This is a genomic window from Streptomyces sp. NPDC126499 (genome assembly GCF_040302485.1).
Classification (GTDB): domain Bacteria; phylum Actinomycetota; class Actinomycetes; order Streptomycetales; family Streptomycetaceae; genus Streptomyces.
Window position 1 is genome coordinate 420,774 of the sequence record NZ_JBEOUO010000004.1, and the last position, 23,720, is coordinate 444,493.

The window sequence follows — 23,720 nt, forward strand, 5'->3', positions numbered from 1 at the left end:
CTTGTTGCCCCCGGGTCGTCTCCGGCACGGTTCGGGGCCATGGGACGAGAGCACTGGAAGAAGATCTGGGTCGGTTCGGCCGGCAACATGGTCGAGTGGTTCGACTGGTTCGTGTACGCGAGCTTCGCGACCTACTTCGCGGGGGCGTTCTTCCCCGAGGGCAACGACACCGCCAAGCTCATGAACACCGCCGGCATCTTCGCCGTCGGCTTCTTCATGCGCCCGGTCGGCGGCTGGCTGCTCGGCCGGGTCGGTGACCGCAAGGGCCGCAAGGCGGCCCTCACCCTCACCGTGACGCTGATGTCCGCCTCGGCGGTCCTCATCGCCGTCGCCCCCACCTACGCCGTCGCCGGATACGGCGGCGCCGCCGTCCTCCTGGTGGCCCGGCTCCTCCAGGGCCTGTCCGTCGGCGGCGAGTACGCCGCCAGCGCCACCTACCTCACCGAGGCATCCGCCCCGCAGCACCGCGGCTTCGCCTCCAGCTTCCAGTACGTGTCGATGACCGCCGGACAGATCCTCGGCCTCGGCCTGCAGATCGTGCTCCAGCGGACCATGTCCACCGAGGCCCTGCACAGCTGGGGCTGGCGCATCCCCTTCATCGTCGGCGCCCTCGGCGCGGCCGTGGTGTTCTACCTGCGCCGCAACATGCTGGAGACCGAGGTCTACGAGGAGACCGCCGACGACGGCGTCGCCGGCGGCGAGAAGGGCACCATCAAGGCCCTGTGGGCGCACCGGCGCGAGGCCTTCCTCGTCATCGCGCTCACCATGGGCGGCACCGTGGCCTACTACACGTACACCACCTACCTGACCAAGTACCTGTCCAACTCCGCCGGTCTGTCCAAGCAGACCGCCACCCTGGTCTCCTTCTGCGCCCTGATCGTCTTCGCCTGTCTCCAGCCGCTGGCCGGCCGGCTCTCCGACCGGATCGGCCGCCGCCCGCTGCTCATCACCTTCGCGGTCGGCTCGACCCTGCTCACCGTGCCGATCATGACGATGCTGCGGCACGCCGGCTCCTTCTGGCCCGCCCTCGGCCTGTCGCTGCTCGCGCTCGTCGTCGTCACCGGCTACACCTCGATCAACGCCTGCGTGAAGGCCGAGCTCTTCCCGACCGGCGTGCGCGCCCTCGGCGTGGCCCTGCCGTACGCCATCGCCAACGCCCTCTTCGGCGGCACGGCGGAGTACGTCGCCCTGTGGTTCAAGGACGCGGGCGTCGAGTCCGGCTACTACTGGTACGTGGCGGGCTGCGCGGCGGTCTCGCTGATCGTGTACGTCACCATGCGCGAGACCCGCGACATCGACCTGGGCCGGGTGGGCCGCACCGGTCACGCCGCCCTCCCCGCGCCCGTACGAGCGAGGGAGACCGCCGCCGATTCCGCATCGTGAGATTCGTGTCCGCCGCCGCGCGCGGGTGTGGCAGACTTCCGGCGTGCTCGCTACCACCATGATTATCGGCAGCAGCGCGCCGGTCCGCAGTGACCGCTGAACCGCGGGACTCCACCCCCGCGGCAGCGGCCACCGTGCCCCAGACCCGCGCGCAGACCTCTCGCACCCGCGAGGGGTTTTTTCGTTTTCCGGCCCCACCACCGCCGGAAGCGGACAGCGCGTGAGAATGGGGGCAAGTGGATCCAGACCTTCCGGAGCCACATCCGACAGGAGCCATCACAGTCATGACCACGGAGAACGGCGAGAGCTCGCGCCTGGACGCCGGCCACGTCGACGACAGCTTCCATGTCTTCGACACGACGCTGCGCGACGGGGCGCAGCGTGAAGGCATCAACCTCACCGTCGCGGACAAGCTGACCATCGCGCGACACCTCGACGAGTTCGGCGTGGGCTTCATCGAGGGCGGCTGGCCCGGCGCCAACCCGCGCGACACGGAGTTCTTCGCCCGCGCCCGGCAGGAGATCACCTTCAAGAACGCCCAGCTCGTCGCCTTCGGCGCCACCCGCCGGGCCGGCGGCAACGCCGCCGAGGACCCGCAGGTCAAGGCCCTGCTCGACTCCGGCGCGCCGGTGATCACCCTGGTCGCCAAGTCGCACGACCGGCACGTCGAGCTCGCCCTGCGCACCACCCTCGACGAGAACCTGGAGATGGTCCGCGACACCGTCTCCTACCTGCGCTCCCAGGGCCGCCGGGTCTTCGTCGACTGCGAGCACTTCTTCGACGGCTACAAGACCAACCCCGCCTACGCCAAGGCCGTGGTCGGCGCCGCCCACGAGGCCGGCGCCGACGTCGTCGTCCTGTGCGACACCAACGGCGGCATGCTGCCCGCCCAGATCCAGGCCGTCGTCGCCACCGTCCTCGCCGACACCGGCGCCCGCCTCGGCATCCACGCCCAGGACGACACCGGTTGCGCCGTCGCCAACACCCTCGCCGCCGTGGACGCCGGCGCCACCCATGTCCAGTGCACCGCCAACGGCTACGGCGAGCGGGTGGGCAACGCCAACCTCTTCCCCGTGGTCGCGGCCCTGGAGCTGAAGTACGGCAAGAAGGTGCTGCCCGAGGGCGCGCTCGCCGAGATGACCCGGATCTCGCACGCCATCGCCGAGGTCGTCAACCTCACCCCCTCCACCCACCAGCCGTACGTGGGCGTCTCCGCCTTCGCGCACAAGGCGGGTCTGCACGCCTCCGCCATCAAGGTGGACCCGGACCTCTACCAGCACATCGACCCCGAGCTGGTCGGCAACACCATGCGGATGCTCGTCTCCGACATGGCCGGCCGTGCCTCCATCGAGCTCAAGGGCAAGGAGCTCGGCGTCGACCTGGGCGGCGACCGGGCACTGGTCGCCCGGGTGGTCGAGCGGGTCAAGGAGCGCGAGCTCCAGGGCTACACCTACGAGGCGGCCGACGCCTCCTTCGAGCTGCTGCTGCGCGAGGAGGCGGAGGGCAGGCCGCGCCGCTACTTCCGTACGGAGTCCTGGCGGGCGATCGTCGAGGACCGCCCGGACGGCACCCACGCCAACGAGGCCACCGTGAAGCTGTGGGCCAAGGGCGAGCGGATCGTGGCCACCGCCGAGGGCAACGGCCCCGTCAACGCCCTGGACCGGGCGATGCGGGTGGCCCTGGAGCGGATCTACCCGCAGCTCGCCAAGTTCGAGCTGGTCGACTACAAGGTCCGCATCCTGGAGGGCCGCCACGGCACCGAGTCCACCACCCGGGTGCTGATCACGACCAGCGACGGCAACGGGGAGTGGTCGACGGTGGGCGTCGGCGAGAACGTCATCGCCGCCTCCTGGCAGGCCCTGGAGGACGCCTTCACCTACGGACTGCTGCGGGCGGGCATCGAACCGGCAGAATAATTGGATTTCCTCGCCTATCACCCTATGTCCGCTATGTCCTGTTCGAGGTTGTTCGGGTAGCGTCGAAGCATGAGGACCAGGGCGATATCCGCGACCACGGCACTGTCGGCCCTCGCCGGGCTGATACTCCTGCTGCTCACGGTCCTGGCGCCCACCGCGGGAGCCAGGGCCACGGGCATACCCGACGCCGCCGCCGCCCTCAAGCAGGGCCCGGTGTACGTCGACCCCGGTGCGGCCGGCCAGCTGTCCCAGGCCGACGCCGACGCCCTCGCCGAGAAGATCAAGGACGCGGACAAGCCGCTCTTCGTGGCCGTGCTGCCCGCGAACGCGCAGTTCCCGCCCGAGGACCTCTTCCAGAACCTGCGCACCCAGACCGGCATCACCGGCCTGTACGCGATCCGCCTCGGCGACGGCTTCGACGCCCGCGCCGACCGGACGGTGATGTCCCGCGACGCCGTGGAGAACCTCGTCACCTCCGTACGGCAGCCCGGCGTGGACGCCCGCACCGAGCTGAACAACTTCGTCGACCAGGCCCTGCCCACCCTGCGCGGCTCGGCGCCCGCGAGCTGGGGCTCCGTCGGAACGGACACCGGCGTCCCGGTGGGCGGTCTGGTCACCCTGGGCGCGCTCCTCACGGCCGGCGGCGCCGGCGCCTACGCGGTCGTCCGCCAGAAGAAGCGCCGCAGGGAGGCCGAGGAGCGCGAGGCCCTCGAACGGCTGCGGGTCGTCGTCGACGAGGACATCACCGCCTTCGGCGAGGAGCTGGAGCGGCTGGACTTCCACCCGGCCGAGCCGGGCGCCGACGACGCCATGCGCGGCGACTACGAGCGGGCCCTCGACTCCTACGACAAGGCGAAGTCCCTGATGGGGTCCGCCACGCATCCGCACGACGTCCGCGCCGTCACCCAGGCCCTGGAGGACGGCCGCTGGTCGCTCGCCGTCCTGGCCGCCCGCCGCGAGGGCCGGCCGCTGCCCGAGCGGCGACCGCCCTGCTTCTTCGACCCGCGCCACGGCCCCTCCGCCGAGGACCGCACCTGGACCCCCGCGGGCGGCGCCGCCCGCCAGATCCCGGTCTGCGCCGCCGACGCGGCCCGCCTGGACCAGGGCCTCGACCCGATGGCCCGCACCGTGGACACCGAGACCGGCCGCCGCCCCTACTGGGAGGCGGGGCCCGCCTACGGCCCCTGGGCCGGCGGCTACTTCGGCGGCGGCCTGCTGCCCGGCCTGCTCATGGGCACCATGCTCGGCTCGATGCTCGCCACCCCGGCCTACGCCGGCGAGTACGGCGGCGGTGACTTCCAGGACTTCCAGGGCGGCGACTTCTCCGGTGCCGACTTCAGCTCCGGCGACTTCGGCTCGGGCGACTTCGGTGGCGGCGGAGGCTTCGACGGGGGCGGAGGCTTCGACGGCGGCGGCGGTTTCTGAGCCCCTTCCCCGGCGTCCGGTCCCCTCGGGTCAGACCAGCGGCTTCACCGACATCAGCAGATGGCGGTGCGCCTCGCCCTCCGCGTCCGTGATCAGCGCCCGCTGCCCGGGGCCCAGCAGCCGAAGCCGCAGCCGCGGGGCGTCGAAGGAGCCGAGCGCGTCGAGGAGATAGCCCGGGTTGAAGGCCACCGTCATGGCCTCGGCCCCGGCAAGCTCGGCCGGCAGCCGCTGCGAGGCCACGTCGTCCTCGTACCCGGCCTGGAGGTGCACCGTCGTGCCGTCGAAGGCGAGCTGCACGGGACTGTCGCCCTCCGCCACGACCGCGACCCGCCGCACCGCCTCGACCAGCGGCGCCCGATCGGTGAGCGCCACCGCGTGCTCCCCGAGCGCGAAGAGCTTGTCGTGCCGGGGCAGCCGCCCGTCGAGGAGACGGGTCGTCGTCCGCATGCCGCCGCTCTCGAAGCCGAAGGAGCCGCCGTCGAGGGCCAGCCGGACCGTCCCCGCACCGGCGAGCGAGCGCGCGATCTCGGTGAGCCGGCGGGCCGGCACCACCACGTCGGCGACCTCCTCCGTGCCGGGCTCGGGCTTCCACTCCAGGGTGCGCACCGCGTACCGGTAGCGGTCGGTGGCCGCCAGCGTCATCGTCGTCCCGTCCAGACCGAGCCGTATCCCGGTGAGCACCGGCAGCGAGTCGTCCCGGCCGGCCGCCACCGCCACGTGCCCGACGGCCGCCGCGAAGGCGTCCGCGTCCACCGCGCCGCGCCACGCGGGCAGGGCGGGCGGGGCCGGATAGTCGTCCAGCGGCAGCAGCGAGAGTCCGAAGCGGGCGTCACCGGCGGTCACCGAGAGCCGCGCGCCGTCGACCGCGCAGGCCACGGGCGCCTGCGGGAGCACCTTGCAGATGTCGAGCAGCCGCCGCCCGAGCACCAGCGCCCGGCCCTCGGCCAGGACCTCGGCCTCGACCTCGATCCGGGCGGAGGCCTCGTAGTCCAGCCCGGAGACGCGCAGACGGCCGTCCGCCGCCTCCAGGAGCAGGCCGCCGAGGACGGGGACGGGGGAGCGGACGGGCAGCACGCGGGCGGCCCAGGCCACGGCCTCGGTCAGCACGGCTCTGTCGATACGGAATTCCATGCCGCCGACGTTAACGGCCGCCACTGACAACGGCGTCGGTCCACGGCGTTGGGGGCCGGCGACCGGGAATCCCGGCGCGCCCCTGATCGTTCCGCTCTCCGAGGCGGTCCGCGAAGGCAGGCCGAGAGAGCGGTCCGCGAGGCAGTCCACGAGAGCAGTCGGCGAGAGCGGTCCGCGAAGCAGACGGGGGAGCGCGATGGGTGAGGTCCACGGCACGGTGGCGCCCGGATTCGAGTCCGTACGGGAGGAGTTCGCCGGCGTCGTCGCCGAGGAGGCGCGGGACGGCGGCGCCCAGCTCGCGGTCTACCACCGGGGCCGGCAGGTCGTCGACCTGTGGGGCGGCGACGGGGTGGACGGCGACTCGCTGCTCGCCCTCTACTCCTCCGCGAAGGGGGCCACCGCCCTGGTCGTCGCCCTGCTCGTGCAGGACGGCGCGCTCGACCTCGACCGCGAAGTGGCGTCCTACTGGCCCGAGTTCGCCGCCGAGGGCAAGGAGACGGTGACCCTGCGCGCCCTGCTCGCCCACCGGGCCGGGGTCATCGGCGTCGAGGGCGGCTTCACGCTCGACGAGCTCGCCGACGACCGCCTGGTCGCCGCCCGGCTCGCCGCCCACCGCCCGTACTGGAAGCCGGACACCGGCCACGGCTACCACGCCCTTGCCTTCGGTGCCCTGGCCGGCGAGGTGGTGCTGCGGGCCACCGGCCGGACGGTCCAGGAGCACTACGAGGAGCGGATCCGCGCGCCGTACGGGATCGAGTACCACCTGGGCCTGCCCGAGGAGCTGGAGCCCCGCTTCCGGCCGGCCCTGCCGATGCTGCCCACCCCGGCCCAGCGGGCCTTCGAGAAGGCGAACCCGGTCGCCCCGGACAGCCTGCTCGCCCTCGCCTTCTGCCTGCACACCGAGCCGCCCTTCGACGCCGTCGCGTACGGGAACTCCCGGGCCGTGCGCGCCGCGGCCCCGCTGTCCGGGGGCGGCGTCGGCAGCGCGCGGGGCCTGGCCCGGATGTACGCGGCGGTCGCGGGCGGGCTCGACGGGCGGGCCCCGCTGCTCGAGCCGGACACCCTCGCCGAGGTCTCCCGCGTCCACTCCTCGGGCACGGACCTGGTCACCGGCGAGCGGAACGCCTTCGGCCTCGGCTTCGTCCCGCTCGCCACCCGCCACCCCGAGCTCGGCCCGACCGCGATCGGCCACAGCGGCGCCCCGGGCACCCAGTCCTTCGCGGACCCGTCCCGAGGCCTGGCGTACGGCTACGCCCGGCGCCGCTTCGCCTTCGCCGGCGGCCCCGGCGCGCCGGAGAACGACCGCCTGATACGAGCGGTGACGGCGGCCGCGGACCGCCGGGAGGTCTGACCCGCGGCCGGCCGACCGCCGACCGCCGACCGACCGCCCAGCCGCCCGACCCGCGGGGGCCGGAACGCCGATCGCCGGCCGATCGCCGATCGCCGATCGCCCAGCCGCCCGGCACGCGGGGGCCGCGGGGGCCGGAACGCCGAGCGCCCGCCCTCCGTGACGGCGGAGAGGCGGGCGCGCTCGTTTCCCGGCAGGGCCGGGGCTCGCTCAGGCGGCGTTCCTGATGGCGGAGATGTCGAAGTTCAGCTTGACCTTGTCGCTGACCATGACGCCGCCGGTCTCCAGGGCCGCGTTCCAGGTCAGGCCCCACTCGGAGCGCAGGATCTCGGCCGAGCCCTCGAAGCCGACGCGCTCGTTGCCGTAGACGTCCGTGGCCACGCCGTTGAACTCCAGGTCGATGGAGAGCGGCTTGGTGACGTCCTTGATGGTGAGGTCGCCGGTGACGCGGTAGAGGTCGCCGCCCAGCTGCTCGGCCTTGGTGGAGCGGAAGGTCATCAGCGGGAAGCGCTCGGCGTCGAAGAAGTCGCCGCTGCGCAGGTGGCCGTCGCGGTCGGCGATGCCCGTGTCGATGGAGGCGATCTTCACGTCGATCGAGGCGCTGGAGGCGGCCGGGTCGGAGCCGTTCAGCTCCAGCGTGCCCTCGTGCTCGGCGAAGCTGCCGCGCACGTTGGTGACCATCGCGTGACGGACGGTGAAGCCGATGCTGCTGTGGGCCGGGTCGATGGTGTACGTGCCGGTGAGGGCGGCCAGGGCCGGGTCCACCGGGAGGGTGGCGACGGCGGAGGCGGAGGCGGCGGACTCGTTGTTCTTGCGGCTGAAGAGACCCATGAGTGCTCCTTGGGGGACGGTGCGCGGGGTGTGCGCTGCGAGGTTTGTTGAACCTTCAACGAGATCGACCATAGACCTATTCCGTTCAACTTTCAACATCTCGGGTGGACCGTTCACCCGTACGGCCCCAGAAGCACCCCGAGGCCCTCTAGCGGACGCGCGTAGACCTGCGCCACCATCTCCCTGCGCGATCCCCACGCAGAGAATCCGCTCAGCGATTCCCCGCAGCGGCCCACGTAGCGATCCCCACGTACGTTCACTCCCAGGAGGAACCGAACCGTGAAGCTCCGCTCCGTCCTCACCGCCCTCGCCCTCGTCCTCGGCGCCCTCTTCGCCCCGGGCTTCGGCGTCCTCGCCACCGCCACCGACGCCCACGCCGTCACCAAGATCAGCCACTCCACCGCCACCTCGATGTTCCGCGAGGTCGGCATCACCTGGTCCTCGTCCGGCGGCTGCTCGGACCGCTACAACTCCACCTGCACGTCCTTCGAGCAGCTCAACCTCGCCACCGCCCAGGGCGCCCAGACCCTCAAGCGGGCCAGCGGCTGCGCCCTCAACATCACGGGCGGCACCGAGACCGGCCACGCGAGCGGCACGTACTCCCACTGGAACGGCTACAAGCTCGACTACAGCAAGTACACCTGCGTCGGGAACTACATCAAGAACACCTTCACCTACATCGGCGTACGGGGTGACGGCGCCCCGCAGTGGAAGTCCGCCTCCGGCAACATCTACGCCGACGAGGGCAACCACTGGGACGTCACCTACTACAACTGCGGTGGCTGCTGAGGGCCTTGAGGCACTTGGACTAACCGCAGGGGGTTGTTGGACTGGAGGGGCCGTCGACGCGCGATCTCGTTGACGGTGGTCCGTCACACGGGCCAACTAGTGCGCATGTCGCACCCATACCCTCCCGCCGCGGCGCGGCGGCTGCGCACGGCCTGTGCGCTGGCCGCCGCCGCCTCCGCCGTGCTCGCCCTGGCCGGCCCCGCCCTCGGGGCCGGCCCGGACCGCGCCGCACCCCCCGCCGAGGCCCCGGCCACGCCGTCCGCCACCGCCGGGACCGCCGCCTCCGCCGTCATCGGCTCCGAGCAGCTCTCCGTCTCCGTCGCCGAGGACTTCCCGCGCGTCCTCGCCTACACCGACCGCGCCACCGGCGCCCGGCTCCTCGGCTCGACCGCCCCCGTCACCCAGGTCGTCCTCAACGGCACCGCCCACACCGTCCGGGCCAAGGCCGCACCCGTGGTGACCGCCGACTCCGCCGCGTACACCCTCGTCTTCCCCGACCTGCCCGGCGTCGAGATCGACGCCCGGCTGAGCGTCAGCGGCCGGGCCACCACCTTCCGGGTCACCGCCGTCCGCGACACCGAGGCCTTCCGGGTCGGCACCCTGGACATCCCCGGCCACGACCTGGTCTCCGTCGGCTCCACCGACCCCGGTGCCGCCACCGCCTTCACCCGGCTCGACCCCGACTCCACCCGGACCGCCGACGTCTTCGCCCGGGTCACCGACGCCACCCCGGCCGACAGCACACCCGTCGGCGCGAGCTACGCGCTCGTCAGCACCGGGCAGCTCGCCGCCGCCGTCGAGTCCAACTCCAGCTACGACAAGCCCTCCGGAGCCTCCGCCCGCGACGGCGCCCGCTTCTGGCACCAGGCCCGCAAGACGGCCACCCCCGCCGGCACCGAGACCCGCGTCGGCGTCTGGTCCGGCCAGTGGACCTACCGCGGCGCCGGCGCCCCCCAGCCCGAGAGCGGCGACCACCTGCCCTGGGCCAAGGTCGTCGTCACCCCCGACGCCAACGGCGACGGCCGCACCGACTGGCAGGACGGCGCCATCGCCTTCCGCACCATCGGCATCAAGGCCCCGGGCAGCGACCAGACCCCGAACCGGGTCGTCGCCCACATCCCGTTCAACTTCGCCTCCAACGCCACCCACCCCTTCCTGCGCACCCTCGACGACGTCAAACGGATCTCGCTGGCCACCGACGGACTCGGCCAGTTCGCCCTGCTCAAGGGATACGGCTCCGAGGGCCACGACTCCGCCCACCCCGACTACGGCGGCAACTACAACAAGCGCGCCGGCGGCCTCGCCGACCTCAACACCCTTCTGAAGCAGGGGAAGAAGTGGGGTGCGGACTTCGGCGTCCACGTCAACGCCACCGAGGCCTACCCCGAGGCGAAGAACTTCAGCGAGACCCTCGTCGACAAGAGCAGGCCCGGCTGGAACTGGCTCAACCAGAGCTACTACATCGACCAGCGCCGGGACGTGAACAGCGGCGACCTCGCCCGCCGCTTCCGGCAGCTGCGCGACGAGACCGACCCGGGCCTCTCGACGCTCTACATCGACGTCTACTACACGCACGGCTGGATCGCCGACAAGACGGTGCAGGCCATGCAGGCGCAGGGCTGGAACGTCGCCACCGAGTGGTCGGAGAAGTTCGAGCGGGCCTCCCTCTGGTCCCACTGGGCCAACGACCTCGACTACGGCGGCGTCACCAACAAGGGCCTCAACTCCCAGATCATCCGCTTCATCCGCAACGGCGAGAAGGACGTCTGGAACGACCACCCCGTCCTCGGCCAGACCGCCCTCGTCGACTTCGAGGGCTGGACCGGCGAGACCGACCACACCGCCTTCACCGCCAACATCTGGCAGCGCAACCTGCCCGCCAAGTACCTCCAGCAGCAGCGGATCACGCGTTGGAACGGTGACGACATCACCTTCACCGGCGGCGTCCGCGGCACCGTCGAGAACGGCCGCCGCACCTTCTACGAGCACGGCCGCAAGGTCCTCGACGGCGACGCCTACCTGCTGCCCTGGGCCGGCGGAAGCAAGCTCTACCACTACAACAGGACGGGCGGCCGGACCAGTTGGGCCGTGCCCGCCGGCACCGGCTCGTACACCGTCTACAAGCTCACCGACAACGGCCGGGTGAGGACCGGCACGGTCACCCCCGTCGGCGGCCGGATCACCCTCGACGCCACCGCCGGACAGCCCTACGTCCTCCACCCCGGCACCGCCCCGGCCGCCCCCGAGCCCCGCTGGGGCGAGGGCACCCCGGTCCGCGACCCCGGCTTCAACGACGCCCGGCTCGGCTCCTGGACGAAGACCGGCACCGTGGCCCGCGACACCGACGCGCACGGCCGCAACAGCGCGAAGCTCACCGGCTCCGCCGCCGCCTCCGTCCGCCAGCAGATCACCGGCCTGACCCCGGGCAAGCGCTACACCGCCTCCGTCCTCGTCGAGGTCGAGGCGGGGAAGACCCGCCCCACCACCCTGTCCGCCGGCGGCAGCTCCGTCACCGTCGCCCGCTCCACCCTGACCGACCGGGTCGCCGCCTCCGACTGGAACGGCACCCGCTTCCAGCGCGCCAAGACCACCTTCACCGCCCCCGCCACCGGCACCACCACCCTGCGCGTCGAGGCGGCGAGCGGCTCTGCCGCCGCCGTCCGCCTGGACGACGTCCGCATCGTCGCGAACGACCCGGCGACGAAGGCCGGGGCGACGGCGTACGAGGACTTCGAGGCCGTCGACCAGGGCTGGGGGCCCTTCCTCAAGGGCGACGCCGGCGGCACCACCGACCCGCGCACCCACATCGCCCAGCTCCACGCCCCCTACACCCAGGCCGGCTGGAACGGGAAGCTGGTCGACGACGTCCTCGAAGGCGCCGAGTCCCTCAAGTCCCACGACGAGAACAGCGGCCTGGTCTACCGGACGGCCCCCTGGACCGTCCCCATGAAGGACGGCCGCAGCTACCGCGTCGAGTTCGACTACCAGTCCAGCCACGCGGGCGCCTACGAATGGGTCACCGGCTACGACCGTACGACCGGCCAGGGCACCCCCGTCGAGACCCGCCGCACCCCGCTCGGGCAGCAGCAGACCACCGCCCACTTCTCCCAGACGGTGACCGCCGGTTGCGGCGACACCTGGACCGGACTGCGCAAGCGCGCCGACGCCCCCGACGGCGCCGACTTCGTCCTCGACCGCTTCACCGTCACCGACCTCGGCCCGGCCACCGAGCGGGCCGCCTGCGGCACGCTCCTTGTGACGGCGCCCGAGACCCTGGAACCGGGCCGGGCGAACACCGTCACCGCCACCTTCGGCAACGACGAGGCCGCCGCCGTCTCCGGCGCCGAGGCGACCCTCACCCTCCCCGAGGGCTGGACCGCCGAACCGGCCGGACCGGTCACCCTCGCCTCCGTCGCCCCGGGCCAGACGGCCACCGCCACCTGGCGGGTCACCCCGCCCGTCGACGCCGCCTACCGCCCCTACGACCTGGCCGCCGCCGTCACGTACGGCATCGGCGGCCAGCCGCGCCGGCTGACCGCGGCCACCACCGTCCGCACCCTGCCCCCGCCGCCCACCGCCGACGCCTGGGCGAGCGACCTCGACTGGACCTCCGCCGCCAACGGCTGGGGCCCCGCCGAGAAGGACCTGTCCAACGGCGGGACCGGCAGCGGCGACGGCGGCCCGCTCCGGATCGGCGGAGTCACCTACGCCAAGGGACTCGGCACCCACGCGACCGCGAAGGTGCGCTACTACCTCGGCGGACGCTGCACCTCCTTCACCGCCGAGGTCGGCGTGGACGACGCGCAGACCACCCGGGGCAGCGTCCAGTTCAGCGTGCTCGCCGACGGCACGGAGAAGGCGAAGTCCCCGGTCCTCAAGGCCGCCGACAGCGCCTGGCCGCTGACCGCCGACGTCACCGGCGCCTCGTACGTCGACCTGGTCGTCGGCGACGCCGGCGACGGCAACGGCAACGACCACGCGGACTGGGGCAACGCCCGCTTCCACTGCGGGACCTGACCCGCGGGCGCGGGCGGGAGCGGACGGAAAGCGCTTCCATCCACTCCCGCCGTGCTCATTGATTGCGTTCGGAAGCCGCTGCTACACCAGGCGCCAACCGGTCTCCACCACCCTTCCCGGGAGGCTCCCGTGCCCGTCCCCGCCTGGTCCCGCCGCACCTTCCTCGTGACCGCCTCCGCCACCGCGGCCGCCCTCGCCCTCGACCCCCTCGCCCACGCCGCACCGGTGCGGGCGTCCGAGGCGGACGAGTTCGAGACCCTGCGGCGGCGCTGGCTCGCCATCCAGCTCGGCTCCGGCTACGACGCCGGGGCCGAGCCCTACGCCTCCCGGCTCGCCGAGACCGGCACCCTCGCCCGCGCCTTCCGTGACACCATGGCGCCCACCGCCACCTCCCTGTGGCCCGGATACGCCTTCGACCCGCCCGCCGGCATCACCCAGAGCTACAGCCGGCTGTGGACGATGACCCAGGCGTACGTCCAAGGCGGCACGGGGCTCACCGGCGACCCCGGCCTCCTCGCCGATGTCCTGCGCGGCCTCGACCACCTCTCCGAGCGGGTCTACCACCCCGGCACCACCCGCTACGGCAACTGGTGGGAGTGGCAGATCGGCTCCCCGCGCCTGCTCATGGACATCGTCGCCGCCCTCCACCCGCAGCTCGGCGCCGAGCGGATCGCCGGCGCCTGCGCGGCCGTCGACCACTTCGTCCCCGACAGCGTGCTCGGCTCCTACACCGGCACCTCCACCGGAGCCAACCGCGTCGACCTGTGCCGCTCGGTCGCCCTGCGCGGTGTGCTCGGCGCGGACCCCGCCAAGATCGCCCTTGCCCGCGACGCACTGTCACCCGTCTTCCCGTACGTCACCAAGGGCGACGGCCTCTACGCCGACGGCTCCTTCGTCCAGCACACCTGGGTCGCCTACTCGGGCACCTACGGCCAGGTCATGCTCGACGGCCTCGGCCGGCTCTTCAGCCTGCTGGCCAAAAGCTCCTGGGACGTCACCGACCCGAACCGGCAGATCGTCCTCGACAGCGTCGAGAAGGCCTACGCACCCCTCGTCTACGACGGCCTGATGATGGACAGCGTCAACGGCCGTGCCATCAGCCGCGGTCTGCTGAGGAACGACGAGCGGCGGATCATGCGCTCCGACCACTTCCACGGCCAGGGGATCATCGCCGCCATCGCCCTGCTCGCCGGCGGCGCGAGCCCCGCCGAACGCGACCGCTGGCACGCGCGCGTGAAGGGCTGGATCGAACGCGACACCGTCTCCCCGATCCTGACCGCCCGCCACTTCGGCGTCGCCGACCTCGCCCGCCTCCACGCCGTCGCCGCCGCGCCCGTCCCCGCCGCCCCCGAACCCACCGGGCACCGGCTCTTCGCCGCCATGGACCGGGCCGTGCACCGCCGCCCCGGCTGGGCCGCCAACATCGCCATGGCCTCCGAGCGGATCGCGTACTACGAGTGCGGCAACGGCGAGAACCCGCGCGGCTGGCACACCGGCGCCGGAATGCTCTCCTGGTGGACGGAAGGCCAGGGCGGCCAGTACACCGACTGGTTCTGGCCCACCGTCGACCCCTACCGGCTGCCCGGCACCACCGTCTCCACCAAGCGCCTCGCCGACCGGGCCGGCGGCGAGTGGGGCGCGCCCAAGCCGGCCGTGAAGTGGGTCGGCGGTGCCACCGACGGCGAGTTCGCCGCCGTCGGCCAGCACCTCAAGGGCCTCGGCTCCACCCTCCAGGCCCGCAAGTCCTGGTTCTGCGCCGCCGATGCGGTGATCTGCCTGGGCGCGGGCATCACCGCCCGGGACGGCGTCCCCGTCGAGACGGTCGTCGACAACCGCTGCCTGGGAGAGGCCGGGAACGCGGCCTTCACCCGGGGCGACGGCTGGGCGCACCTCGCCGGGCACGGCGGCTGGGTCTTCCCCGGTCCGGGCGCTACGGAGCGGCTGCGCACCCTGCGCGAGGACCGCACCGGCGCCTGGAGCGACATCAACACCACCAGCTCCACCGAGCGCCGCACCCGCCGCTACCAGACCCTCTGGTTCGACCACGGCACCGACCCGACGGACGCCTCCTACGCGTACCTGCTGATGCCGGGCGCCTCGCCGGCCGGCCTCGCCGCCCGCGCCGCCGACCCCGGCTGGCTGCGGATCCTCGCCAACGGCGCCGACCGGCAGGCCGTCGCCGTCCCGTCCCTCGGACTGACCGCCGCCAACTTCTGGCAGGCCGGTACGGTGGACCGCCTCACCGTCTCCGCGCCCGCGAGCGTGCTGCTGCGACGGGGGCGCTCCACGGCGACTCTCGGCATCAGCGAGCCGCCCCGCTCCGGGCAGCCCTTCGAGCTGGTCTGGGACCGGCCGGTACGGGCCGTGCTCTCCCGGGACGCCACGGTGGAGGTGCTCGGCACCGGACCCGCGCTGCGGCTGCGGATCACGCCCGGTACGGCGTGCGCCACCCACCGTTGCACCCTGCTCCTCTAGGGTTTATGTGGAAACCCTACAATCGGCTGGGGTGTCTGGCTGTTGAGTCGGCCTGGTGGGGTGACGGTTCTGTCCGTCCCCACCAGGATTCGACACGCGAGACTGTACGGAGTCGACGGCGGGGTTTTCCCCACCGAGTTCGTAGGGTCGGTACATGACCGTTGTGGACCAGATCCCGAGCGAGCCCACCGACGCCCGTGGCCGTGTGGCCGAGCTGCACGAGCTGCGCGAGCAGGCTCGGCGCGGCCCGAGTGACCGGGCGACCGAGGCCCAGCACGCCAAGGGCAAGCTGACCGCTCGCGAGCGCATCGAGCTGCTTCTCGACCCTGGTTCCTTCCAGGAGGTCGAGCAGCTGCGCCGGCACCGCGCCAGCGGCTTCGGCCTGGAGGCCAGGAAGCCGTACACCGACGGCGTCATCACCGGCTGGGGCACGGTCGAGGGCCGCACGGTCTTCGTCTACGCGCACGACTTCCGGATCTTCGGCGGCGCCCTCGGCGAGGCCCACGCCACCAAGATCCACAAGATCATGGACATGGCCATCGCGGCCGGCGCCCCGCTGGTCTCCCTCAACGACGGCGCGGGTGCCCGCATCCAGGAGGGCGTCTCCGCCCTCGCCGGCTACGGCGGCATCTTCCAGCGCAACACCCGGGCCTCGGGCGTCATCCCGCAGATCTCGGTCATGCTCGGCCCGTGCGCCGGCGGCGCGGCCTACAGCCCCGCCCTCACCGACTTCGTCTTCATGGTCCGCGAGACCTCGCAGATGTTCATCACCGGACCGGACGTCGTCAAGGCGGTCACCGGCGAGGAGATCACCCAGAACGGCCTCGGCGGCGCCGACGTGCACGCCGAGACCAGCGGCGTCGCGCACTTCGCGTACGACGACGAGGAGACCTGCATCGCCGAGGTGCGCTACCTGCTGTCGATGCTCCCGCAGAACAACCGCGAGAACCCGCCGGCCGTCGCCTCCGAAGACCCGGCCGACCGCCGCTCGGACGTCCTGCTCGACCTCGTGCCCGCCGACGGCAACCGCCCGTACGACATGCACAAGGTCATCGAGGAGCTCGTCGACGACGGCGACTACCTGGAGATCCACGAGCGCTGGGCCCGCAACATCATCTGCGCCCTGGCCCGGCTCGACGGCCAGGTCGTCGGCATCGTGGCCAACCAGCCGCAGACCCTCGCCGGTGTCCTGGACATCGAGGCGTCCGAGAAGGCCGCCCGCTTCGTCCAGATGTGCGATGCCTTCAACATCCCGATCATCACCCTTCTGGACGTACCCGGCTTCCTGCCCGGCGTCGACCAGGAGCACGGTGGAATCATCCGCCACGGCGCGAAGCTGCTGTACGCCTACTGCAACGCGACCGTGCCCCGGATCTCGCTGATCCTGCGCAAGGCGTACGGCGGCGCGTACATCGTCATGGACTCCCAGTCCATCGGAGCCGACCTGACGTACGCCTGGCCCACCAACGAAATCGCGGTGATGGGTGCCGAAGGCGCCGCCAACGTCATCTTCCGCAAGCAGATCGCGGAGGCCGAGGACCCCGAGGCCATGCGGGCCCGCATGGTCAAGGAGTACAAGGCCGAGCTGATGCACCCGTACTACGCCGCCGAGCGCGGTCTCGTCGACGACGTCATCGACCCCGCCGAGACCCGCGAGGTACTGATCAAGTCCCTCGCGATGCTCCGCACCAAGCACGCCGACCTGCCGTCCCGCAAGCACGGCAACCCGCCTCAGTAAGAGGAGCCCACCTCAGTGACCACGTCTGCCACAGCCAGCCTTCTCCGCGTCGAGAAGGGCCACGCCGAGCCCGAGGAGCTGGCCGCCATCACCGCGGTCCTGCTCGCCCGCGCCGCCGCCACCCCCGCCGAGCAGCCCGCCCACCGCCGCCGCTCGACGGCCGGCTGGCGCCGCCTGGAGCGCGAGAACGGCTTCCGCGCGCCGCACAGCTGGCGCTGACGCCGCCGCACGCACGGCTAAGGGCCGGGCCCCGGTCGAGACCGGGGCCCGGCCCTTAGCCGTGCCCGGCGGGGCACACACGCCGAAGGCCGCGTTCCCCACAAGGGGACGCGGCCTTCGGCGAACGCCGGGGACAACTACCGCAGGCGGGCCATGAGGGCGTGCTCGACGAGGGTGATGAGCGCGCTCTTGGCGTCCGCGCGGTGGCGGGCGTCGGTCGTGATGATCGGGGTGTCGGGACCGATCTGGAGGGCCTCGCGGACCTCGTCGGGGGTGTACGGCTGGTGGCCGTCGAAGCCGTTCAGGGCGATGACGAAGGGCAGACCCGAGTTCTCGAAGTAGTCGACGGCCGGGAAGCAGTCGGCGAGGCGCCGGGTGTCGACCAGGACGACGGCGCCGATGGCGCCGCGGACCAGGTCGTCCCACATGAACCAGAAGCGGTCCTGACCGGGCGTACCGAAGAGGTACAGGATCAGGTCCTGGTCCAGGGTGATGCGGCCGAAGTCCATGGCGACAGTCGTCGTCGTCTTGTCGCCCGTGTGGGTGAGGTCGTCGATGCCCGCGGACGCGGACGTCATCACGGCCTCGGTTCGCAGCGGGTTGATCTCGGAGACGGCGCCGACGAATGTGGTCTTGCCCACGCCGAAGCCACCCGCCACCACGATCTTCGCGCTGGTGGTTGAACGGGTCGCGCCGCCGCTAGAGCTTGCGAAGTCCACTGAGCACCCTTTCGAGCAGTGTCACGTCTGGCTGACCGCCGGCGGCCTCGTCGCCGCCGGGCTGGTGGATGGCGACAAGTCCGGCCTCGGCCAGGTCGGCGACGAGAATCCGGGCAACGCCGAGGGGGATGGAGAGAAGTGCCGAGATCTCGGCGACCGACTTGATCTCGAAGCACAGCCGGCAGATCCGCTGGTGCTCGGGCAACTGCCCCTGCAGCCGGGACGGATCGGCCGTCGTACTGACCAGCGCCTCGATGGCGAGCTGGTAACGCGGCCGGGTCCGGCCGCCGGTCATCGCGTACGGGCGCACGAGCGGGTTGTGCCCGCCAGAGGCGCCCTGACCGCCCGCCCTGCGGCCCGGCGCGGCGGGCGCGCTCGGGCTGCCGGCGGCCGGGTGCTGAGGCTGGGGCTGCTGCTGATAGGGCTGCTGGGTGCCCTGTCTGCTCGGCGCGGAGGGAAAGTTGAAGCGGTTCTGCGCGGGGTCGCCCAGCGGCGCCTGATGCGCGTCGAAACCGTTGTAGGGGCTTGTGCCCGGGGGTGTACCCACGTCTCCTCCTCCGACTGCCTCGCGGCCCCATGTCCCTTGGAACCGCGCCACCGCACCCTACGGTGCGGTGGCGAGAAACGCACTGTCTGTCTGTTAGTTGAGAAGACTTCCCTGGAGTTCCGCCCGCAGGTCGGGGGTCAGGACGCTTCCCGCGCGGTCGACGAGCAGTGCCATCTCGTAGCCCACGAGACCGATGTCGGACTCGGGGTGGGCGAGCACGGCCAGCGAGGAACCGTCCGAGATCGACATGATGAAGAGGAAGCCGCGCTCCATCTCCACGACGGTCTGGTTGACGGCACCGCCCTCGAAGATCCGGGACGCGCCCGCGGTCAGCGAGGTCAGCCCGGACGCGACCGCCGCAAGCTGGTCGGCGCGGTCCCGGGGGAACCCCTCGGACATCGCCAGCAGGAGGCCGTCGGCGGAGACCACCACCGTGTGGGACACCCCGGGGGTGTTGTCCACGAAGTTGGTGATCAACCAGTTCAGATTCTGCGCCGCCTGGCTCATCGCGCTCACACTAACGCTCCTGGTTGTAGGTGTTGCCCGGGCCGAGGCCCGATCCGTTCGTGTCCGTACCCCCGCTGCGTCCCTGCTGGACTCCGCGGCGCAGGTTGCTCAACCTGCCCCGCACGTCCTCGGGTGCGCGGGAGACCTGTGGGCCGCCCTGCGGGGTCTGCTCCGCGGCTCCCTCGACCAGGTTGGCCTTGGGGACCCGTCGCGGAAGGCCGGAGGGGGTGACCCCGCCCGCCTTCGGGTCGCGGAGCTTCTCGGCCCGGGACCAGCGCTCGTCGTTGGCGGAGCGCCAGTCCCCGGTGCCGTCGGCTTCGTCGCCGGCCGGACCCGCGGTCTGGGCCGACGGCGCGGACCGCGGCGCCTGCGGGGTCTGCGGCGCCTGCGGGGCGACGCTGCCGCGGCGCGGCAGACCGGCGTCGGTCAGCGCGTGGCCGGCGTCCGGGGAGGGGCTCGGCGTGGCACCCGGACGGTCGAAGCCTACGCGGTCACGGTCCTGTTCGGGAGCGGCCTGGACAGATTCCGATTCCGTCCCGAACTGCTGCGCGTAGCCGTCGCCGTAGCCGGCCTGCTGCTGCCAGTCTCCCTGGTGGGGCTGGGGTTCGTAGCCGCTCTGGTATCCGTTGTGGCCACTCGTGCCGCCGTCGTACGAGGCTTCCGCATATGCCTGCTCGCGGTAGCCGTCGGCGGGCTGCTCGTACTGCTCGTACCCCTGCTGCGGGAAGCCGTAGGCGTCCTGGCCCTGCGGGTAGTCCTGCCCGTAGTCCTGGGCGTACTCCTGCGGGTAGTCGCCGGACCGCTCCGCGCCGTACTCCTGCTGGTGCTCCTGCGGTACGTACGTCTGCTGCCCGGAGGCGTCCGTCTCGTCCCGGTACAGCGGGCGGTCGTCGCCCTGCTGCATCTGGGCCCCCAGGGCCGCCCGGCGCTCCTCGCGCATCAGGGAGCGGTTCACCGGGTCGAGCTGACGCTCGTCGGCCGGCTGCTCGTAGCGCGAGTCGTCGAAGCCCAGCTCGGCCGCGGTCCGCATCGGCTGTGCCTGCGGCTCGAAGGCGTGCTGCGCCTGCTGCGGGATGATCTGCGAGACGGTGAAGTCGTCCTGCACCGGCTGCTCGCCGCCACCGCCGTGCGTGATCGCGTCCGGCAGCATGACCAGCGAGGTGGTGCCGGCCTGCTCGCCCGAGGGGCGCAGCTGGACCCGGATGCCGTGCCGGTCGGCGAGGCGGCCGACCACGAACAGGCCCATGCGCTGCGAGACGGCGGCGTCCACGGTCGGCGGGTTGGCCAGCTTGTGGTTGATGTCCGCGAAGTCCTCGGCGGTCAGGCCGATGCCCTTGTCGTGGATCTCGACCATGACGCGGCCGTCGGGCAGGCGGGTCGCGGTGACCCGGACCTTGGTCTGCGGGGAGGAGAACGTGGTGGCGTTCTCCAGGAGCTCGGCGAGCAGGTGCACGAGGTCGGTCACGGCCTGGCCGTGGATCTCGGCGTCGGGGACGCCGGCCAGCTCGATGCGCTCGTACTGCTCCACCTCGGAGGAGGCGGCGCGCATGACGTCGACCAGCGGGACCGGCTGGTCCCAGCGGCGTCCGGGCTCCTCGCCGGCGAGGACGAGGAGGTTCTCGCCGTTGCGGCGCATACGGGTGGCCAGGTGGTCCAGCTTGAAGAGGTTCTCCAGCTGGTCCGGGTCGGCCTCGTTGTTCTCCAGGTCGGTGATCAGGGTCAGCTGGCCCTCGATCAGCGACTGGTTGCGGCGCGAGAGGTTGGTGAAGATCGCGTTGACGTTGCCGCGGAGCATGGCCTGCTCGGCGGCGAGCCGGACGGCCTCGCGGTGCACCTGGTCGAAGGCGCGGGCGACCTCGCCGATCTCGTCCTGGGAGTCGATCGGGATGGGCTGCACACGGGTGTCGACCCGGCCCGGCTCGGTGCGGGAGAGCTGGTCGACCAGCATCGGCAGGCGCTGCTCGGCGATGGAGAAGGCGGCGGTGCGCAGCTCGCTCATCGAGCGGCTCATCTGGCGGGCCATCATCCCGGCCAGGATGAAGGCGGCGAGCAGGGCGATCACGACGATGCCGCCGTTGACCCAGGCGTCGGTCTGGGCGTCGCTCGCGATGCCGGCGGCCTCGGTCACGGCCTTGTCGACGAGCTCCTTCTCGACCTCGGTGTAGCCGTCGAACTTGGCGGTGGCGACGGCCATCCAGGTCTCGGCGGTGATGCCCTGCTGCTTGAGGTCCGCGAGCGCGTCGGCGTCCTTCGCGGAACCGATCAGCTGGGCCACGCCGGTGTACACGGAGCCGTCGCCGCCCTTGGGCAGCTCGACGCCGGCCGCGGCCATCTTCTTGGAGCCCTCGGCGGCCTTGCCGGCCATGACCTTCTTCAGCCGCTCCACGTCGGCCTCGGTGCCACCCGACTGGTACTCGCCGAGGGCGATCTGCTCCAGGTAGTTGTACGAGTTGAACGCAACCGACTGCTGCGCGAAGACGTCGTCCTTCTTGGAGGGACGGACCAGGAGCTGGGTGCCGATCGACCGCTGCAGGGACTCGGCGGCCTTCGCGAGCTGGATCGCGTAGACCGTACGGCCGTAGCTGGTGATGTTGCCGGTGCCCAGACCGAGCTCGTTGGAGAACTCCATCAGGTAGTGCTGGACCTCGGTGTACTTGCGCTGGGTCTCCACCGGGTCGAGCGCGCGGGTGTAGGCGACCTTGCGCAGCTCGGCGAGCTTGGGCTCGGCGTTGCGGAAGAGGCCGAGGCGGCGCTCCAGGCCCTGCCCGCTCGGCAGGTTGGTGGCCGCCTCGTCGAACTTCAGCTTGGCGGCGTCGGTGGCCGCGTACGCCTGGGTGACCTCGTCGCTCTCGCGGTCGGCGGCGTCCTTGGCCTTGAGCAGCGGGATGGCGGTGAGGTCACGCTCGTTGAGCAGCGCCTGGCTGTACTCCGAGGCGGCGCGCACGATGAGCGCCGTCTTCTCGGCGTCCTTCGCCTCCTGCCAGGTGTCGATGGCGGTCTTCACCTGGAAGCCGCCCATGACCAGGCCGACGAGCACGGGTATGAGGAGGATGGCGTTCAGCCTGGTGGGCACGCGCCAGTTGCGCGGGGACAGCTTGCTGGAGCTGCCCTTGCGGCTCGGGGCCGGGGGCGTCACGGGCTCGTCCACGGGTGCGAACCCCGGGCGGGACGGCGGCGTGAAGTTGCCCCGCGCCTGCTGTTCCGCGGAGCTTTCCTTGCTTCGCCTCACTCGACCAACAACCTCTCGGCGTCGGCACCTACGTTGTGCCGGTGTTTCGTTCAGGGCCGTACTACTCGGGAGTTCATGAATTGCAGCACGTGAAGGGGGTCCCCTCCAAACAGTGCGGAGCAGCCGGTTTTTCTGGCTCGCACCCGAGATAAAACGGGCATAAAGAGCGAGCCCCGCCAAAAAGCGGGGCTCATGTGAGCGCAGCGGCACCGATCGGATGCGTCGGGTGTCCGAGGCGCCCCAATTCTCTGTCGAAATGTTATGAACCCCGGGACGGTCGTGTCGAAGGACACAGACCGCCCCCAAAACCTCTACGACAACTGCCGTATCCCGGCTTCTACTTGATGTGTACTACTTCAGACGCGCCATGAGGGCGTGCTCGACGAGGGTGATGAGCGCGCTCTTGGCGTCCGCGCGGTGGCGGGCGTCGGTCGTGATGATGGGAGTGTCGGGACCGATCTGGAGGGCCTCACGGACCTCGTCGGGCGCGTACGGCTGGTGGCCGTCGAAGCCGTTCAGAGCGATCACGAAAGGAAGGCCGGAGTTCTCGAAGTAGTCGACGGCGGGGAAGCAGTCCGCCAGACGCCGGGTGTCGACCAGGACGACGGCGCCGATGGCGCCGCGGACCAGGTCGTCCCACATGAACCAGAAGCGGTCCTGACCGGGCGTACCGAAGAGGTACAGGATCAGGTCCTGGTCCAGGGTGATGCGGCCGAAGTCCATGGCCACCGTGGTGGTGGTCTTGCCTCCGGTGTGCGTCAGGTCGTCGATGCCCGCCGAAGCCGCCGTCATCACGGCCTCGGTCCGCAGCGGATTGATCTCGGAGACCGCGCCGACGAACGTGGTCTTGCCCACGCCGAAGCCGCCGGCCACCACGATCTTCGCGCTGGTGGTCGAACGACCCTGCGGAACGGATCCGCCGCTAGAGCTTGCGAAGTCCACTGAGCACCCTTTCGAGCAGTGTCACGTCCGGCGTGCCGCCGGCCTCTCCGTTGCCCGGCTGGTGGATGGCCACCATGCCCGCCTCGGCCAGGTCGGCCACGAGGATGCGGGCGACGCCGAGCGGCATCGACAGGAGCGCCGACACCTCCGCCACCGACTTCACCTCACGGCACAGGTGGCAGATCCGCTGGTGCTCGGGGAGCAGGGTGGCCAGGTGCGCGGGGTCGGCCGTGGTGCTGACCAGCGCCTCGATGGCGAGCTGGTAGCGCGGCCGGGTCCGGCCGCCGGTCATCGCGTACGGACGGACCAGCGGCTGGTCGCCCTCGTGTCCGTACGGGTCGTCTATCGAGGCGCCGTACGGATCGTGAGAGGCGGGGGGCGGGGTCATGAATCCTCCGGGCGTGACGGCAGAGGCCTCTGCCGTCTGATGGGGCCGGTGGGGGGCCGGGTCGGTCAGCCGGTCAACCGGACAGTCGGTCAGCCGGTCCGTCGGTCAGCCGGTCC

At 71.9% G+C, this 23,720-nt stretch carries 17 protein-coding genes; 9 read left to right on the top strand and 8 right to left on the bottom strand.

Features of this window, described 5'->3' with window-relative positions; all coding sequences use genetic code 11:
* Positions 1-39: 39 nt before the first annotated feature.
* The 3 genes from ABTZ91_RS08555 (at position 40) to ABTZ91_RS08565 (ending at position 4,724) form a co-directional block, all read left to right on the top strand.
* Positions 40-1,383: an MFS transporter gene (locus tag ABTZ91_RS08555; RefSeq protein WP_352076370.1), complete on the top strand. Its 1,344-nt coding sequence runs from the start codon at positions 40-42 to the stop codon at positions 1,381-1,383.
* A 284-nt stretch (positions 1,384-1,667) separates the two neighbouring features.
* Positions 1,668-3,299, top strand: a complete 1,632-nt coding sequence (gene cimA, locus ABTZ91_RS08560) for a citramalate synthase (RefSeq protein ID WP_352076371.1) — start codon at positions 1,668-1,670, stop codon at positions 3,297-3,299.
* A 69-nt stretch (positions 3,300-3,368) separates the two neighbouring features.
* Positions 3,369-4,724 carry a hypothetical protein gene (locus tag ABTZ91_RS08565; RefSeq protein ID WP_352076372.1) on the top strand — a complete coding sequence of 452 codons (1,356 nt, stop codon included), beginning with the start codon at positions 3,369-3,371 and terminating at the stop codon, positions 4,722-4,724.
* 30 nt (positions 4,725-4,754) lie between these two features.
* On the opposite strand, the gene dnaN is transcribed toward ABTZ91_RS08565, so the two are convergent.
* Positions 4,755-5,855, bottom strand: coding sequence for a DNA polymerase III subunit beta (gene dnaN / locus ABTZ91_RS08570; protein WP_352076373.1), 1,101 nt, complete (start codon positions 5,853-5,855; stop codon positions 4,755-4,757).
* 196 nt (positions 5,856-6,051) lie between these two features.
* On the opposite strand from dnaN, the gene ABTZ91_RS08575 reads away from it, so the two are divergent.
* Positions 6,052-7,206, top strand: coding sequence for a serine hydrolase domain-containing protein (locus tag ABTZ91_RS08575; protein WP_352076374.1), 1,155 nt, complete (start codon positions 6,052-6,054; stop codon positions 7,204-7,206).
* A 207-nt stretch (positions 7,207-7,413) separates the two neighbouring features.
* Here ABTZ91_RS08575 and ABTZ91_RS08580 read toward each other — a convergent pair whose 3' ends face one another.
* Positions 7,414-8,034: a YceI family protein gene (locus ABTZ91_RS08580; RefSeq protein ID WP_352076375.1), complete on the bottom strand. Its 621-nt coding sequence runs from the start codon at positions 8,032-8,034 to the stop codon at positions 7,414-7,416.
* 279 nt (positions 8,035-8,313) lie between these two features.
* Here ABTZ91_RS08580 and ABTZ91_RS08585 point away from each other — a divergent pair, with 279 nt between their 5' ends.
* The 5 genes from ABTZ91_RS08585 (at position 8,314) to ABTZ91_RS08605 (ending at position 17,272) form a co-directional block, all read left to right on the top strand.
* Positions 8,314-8,823 carry a hypothetical protein gene (locus ABTZ91_RS08585; RefSeq protein WP_352076376.1) on the top strand — a complete coding sequence of 170 codons (510 nt, stop codon included), beginning with the start codon at positions 8,314-8,316 and terminating at the stop codon, positions 8,821-8,823.
* Between the two features lie 105 nt (positions 8,824-8,928).
* On the top strand, positions 8,929-12,840 hold the full coding sequence (locus ABTZ91_RS08590; protein WP_352076377.1) for an endo-alpha-N-acetylgalactosaminidase family protein: 3,912 nt from the start codon (positions 8,929-8,931) through the stop codon (positions 12,838-12,840).
* Between the two features lie 129 nt (positions 12,841-12,969).
* Positions 12,970-15,315 (top strand): polysaccharide lyase 8 family protein, encoded by a 2,346-nt coding sequence (locus ABTZ91_RS08595; protein ID WP_352076378.1) that lies wholly within the window; start codon positions 12,970-12,972, stop codon positions 15,313-15,315.
* A gap of 154 nt (positions 15,316-15,469) precedes the next feature.
* Positions 15,470-17,053: an acyl-CoA carboxylase subunit beta gene (locus ABTZ91_RS08600; RefSeq protein ID WP_352076379.1), complete on the top strand. Its 1,584-nt coding sequence runs from the start codon at positions 15,470-15,472 to the stop codon at positions 17,051-17,053.
* A gap of 15 nt (positions 17,054-17,068) precedes the next feature.
* Positions 17,069-17,272 (top strand): acyl-CoA carboxylase subunit epsilon, encoded by a 204-nt coding sequence (locus tag ABTZ91_RS08605; protein WP_352076380.1) that lies wholly within the window; start codon positions 17,069-17,071, stop codon positions 17,270-17,272.
* A 137-nt stretch (positions 17,273-17,409) separates the two neighbouring features.
* Here ABTZ91_RS08605 and ABTZ91_RS08610 read toward each other — a convergent pair whose 3' ends face one another.
* The 6 genes from ABTZ91_RS08610 to ABTZ91_RS08635 form a co-directional block, all read right to left on the bottom strand.
* A complete protein-coding gene (locus tag ABTZ91_RS08610) occupies positions 17,410-17,991 on the bottom strand; it encodes an ATP/GTP-binding protein (RefSeq protein ID WP_071269896.1) in 582 nt (193 codons plus the stop codon).
* Positions 17,972-18,538, bottom strand: coding sequence for a DUF742 domain-containing protein (locus ABTZ91_RS08615; RefSeq protein ID WP_352076381.1), 567 nt, complete (start codon positions 18,536-18,538; stop codon positions 17,972-17,974). Before ABTZ91_RS08615 ends, ABTZ91_RS08610 begins: the two co-directional genes overlap by 20 nt.
* Before the next feature lie 93 nt (positions 18,539-18,631).
* A complete protein-coding gene (locus ABTZ91_RS08620; RefSeq protein ID WP_128978734.1) occupies positions 18,632-19,045 on the bottom strand; it encodes a roadblock/LC7 domain-containing protein in 414 nt (137 codons plus the stop codon).
* A gap of 10 nt (positions 19,046-19,055) precedes the next feature.
* Entirely contained in the window at positions 19,056-22,274 is a 3,219-nt protein-coding gene (locus ABTZ91_RS08625) for a nitrate- and nitrite sensing domain-containing protein (RefSeq protein ID WP_352076382.1), read from the bottom strand.
* A gap of 351 nt (positions 22,275-22,625) precedes the next feature.
* Entirely contained in the window at positions 22,626-23,216 is a 591-nt protein-coding gene (locus ABTZ91_RS08630) for an ATP/GTP-binding protein (protein WP_352076383.1), read from the bottom strand.
* Positions 23,197-23,604, bottom strand: a complete 408-nt coding sequence (locus tag ABTZ91_RS08635) for a DUF742 domain-containing protein (RefSeq protein WP_352076384.1) — start codon at positions 23,602-23,604, stop codon at positions 23,197-23,199. The genes ABTZ91_RS08630 and ABTZ91_RS08635 overlap by 20 nt, the downstream gene beginning before the upstream one ends.
* Positions 23,605-23,720 lie beyond the last annotated feature (116 nt).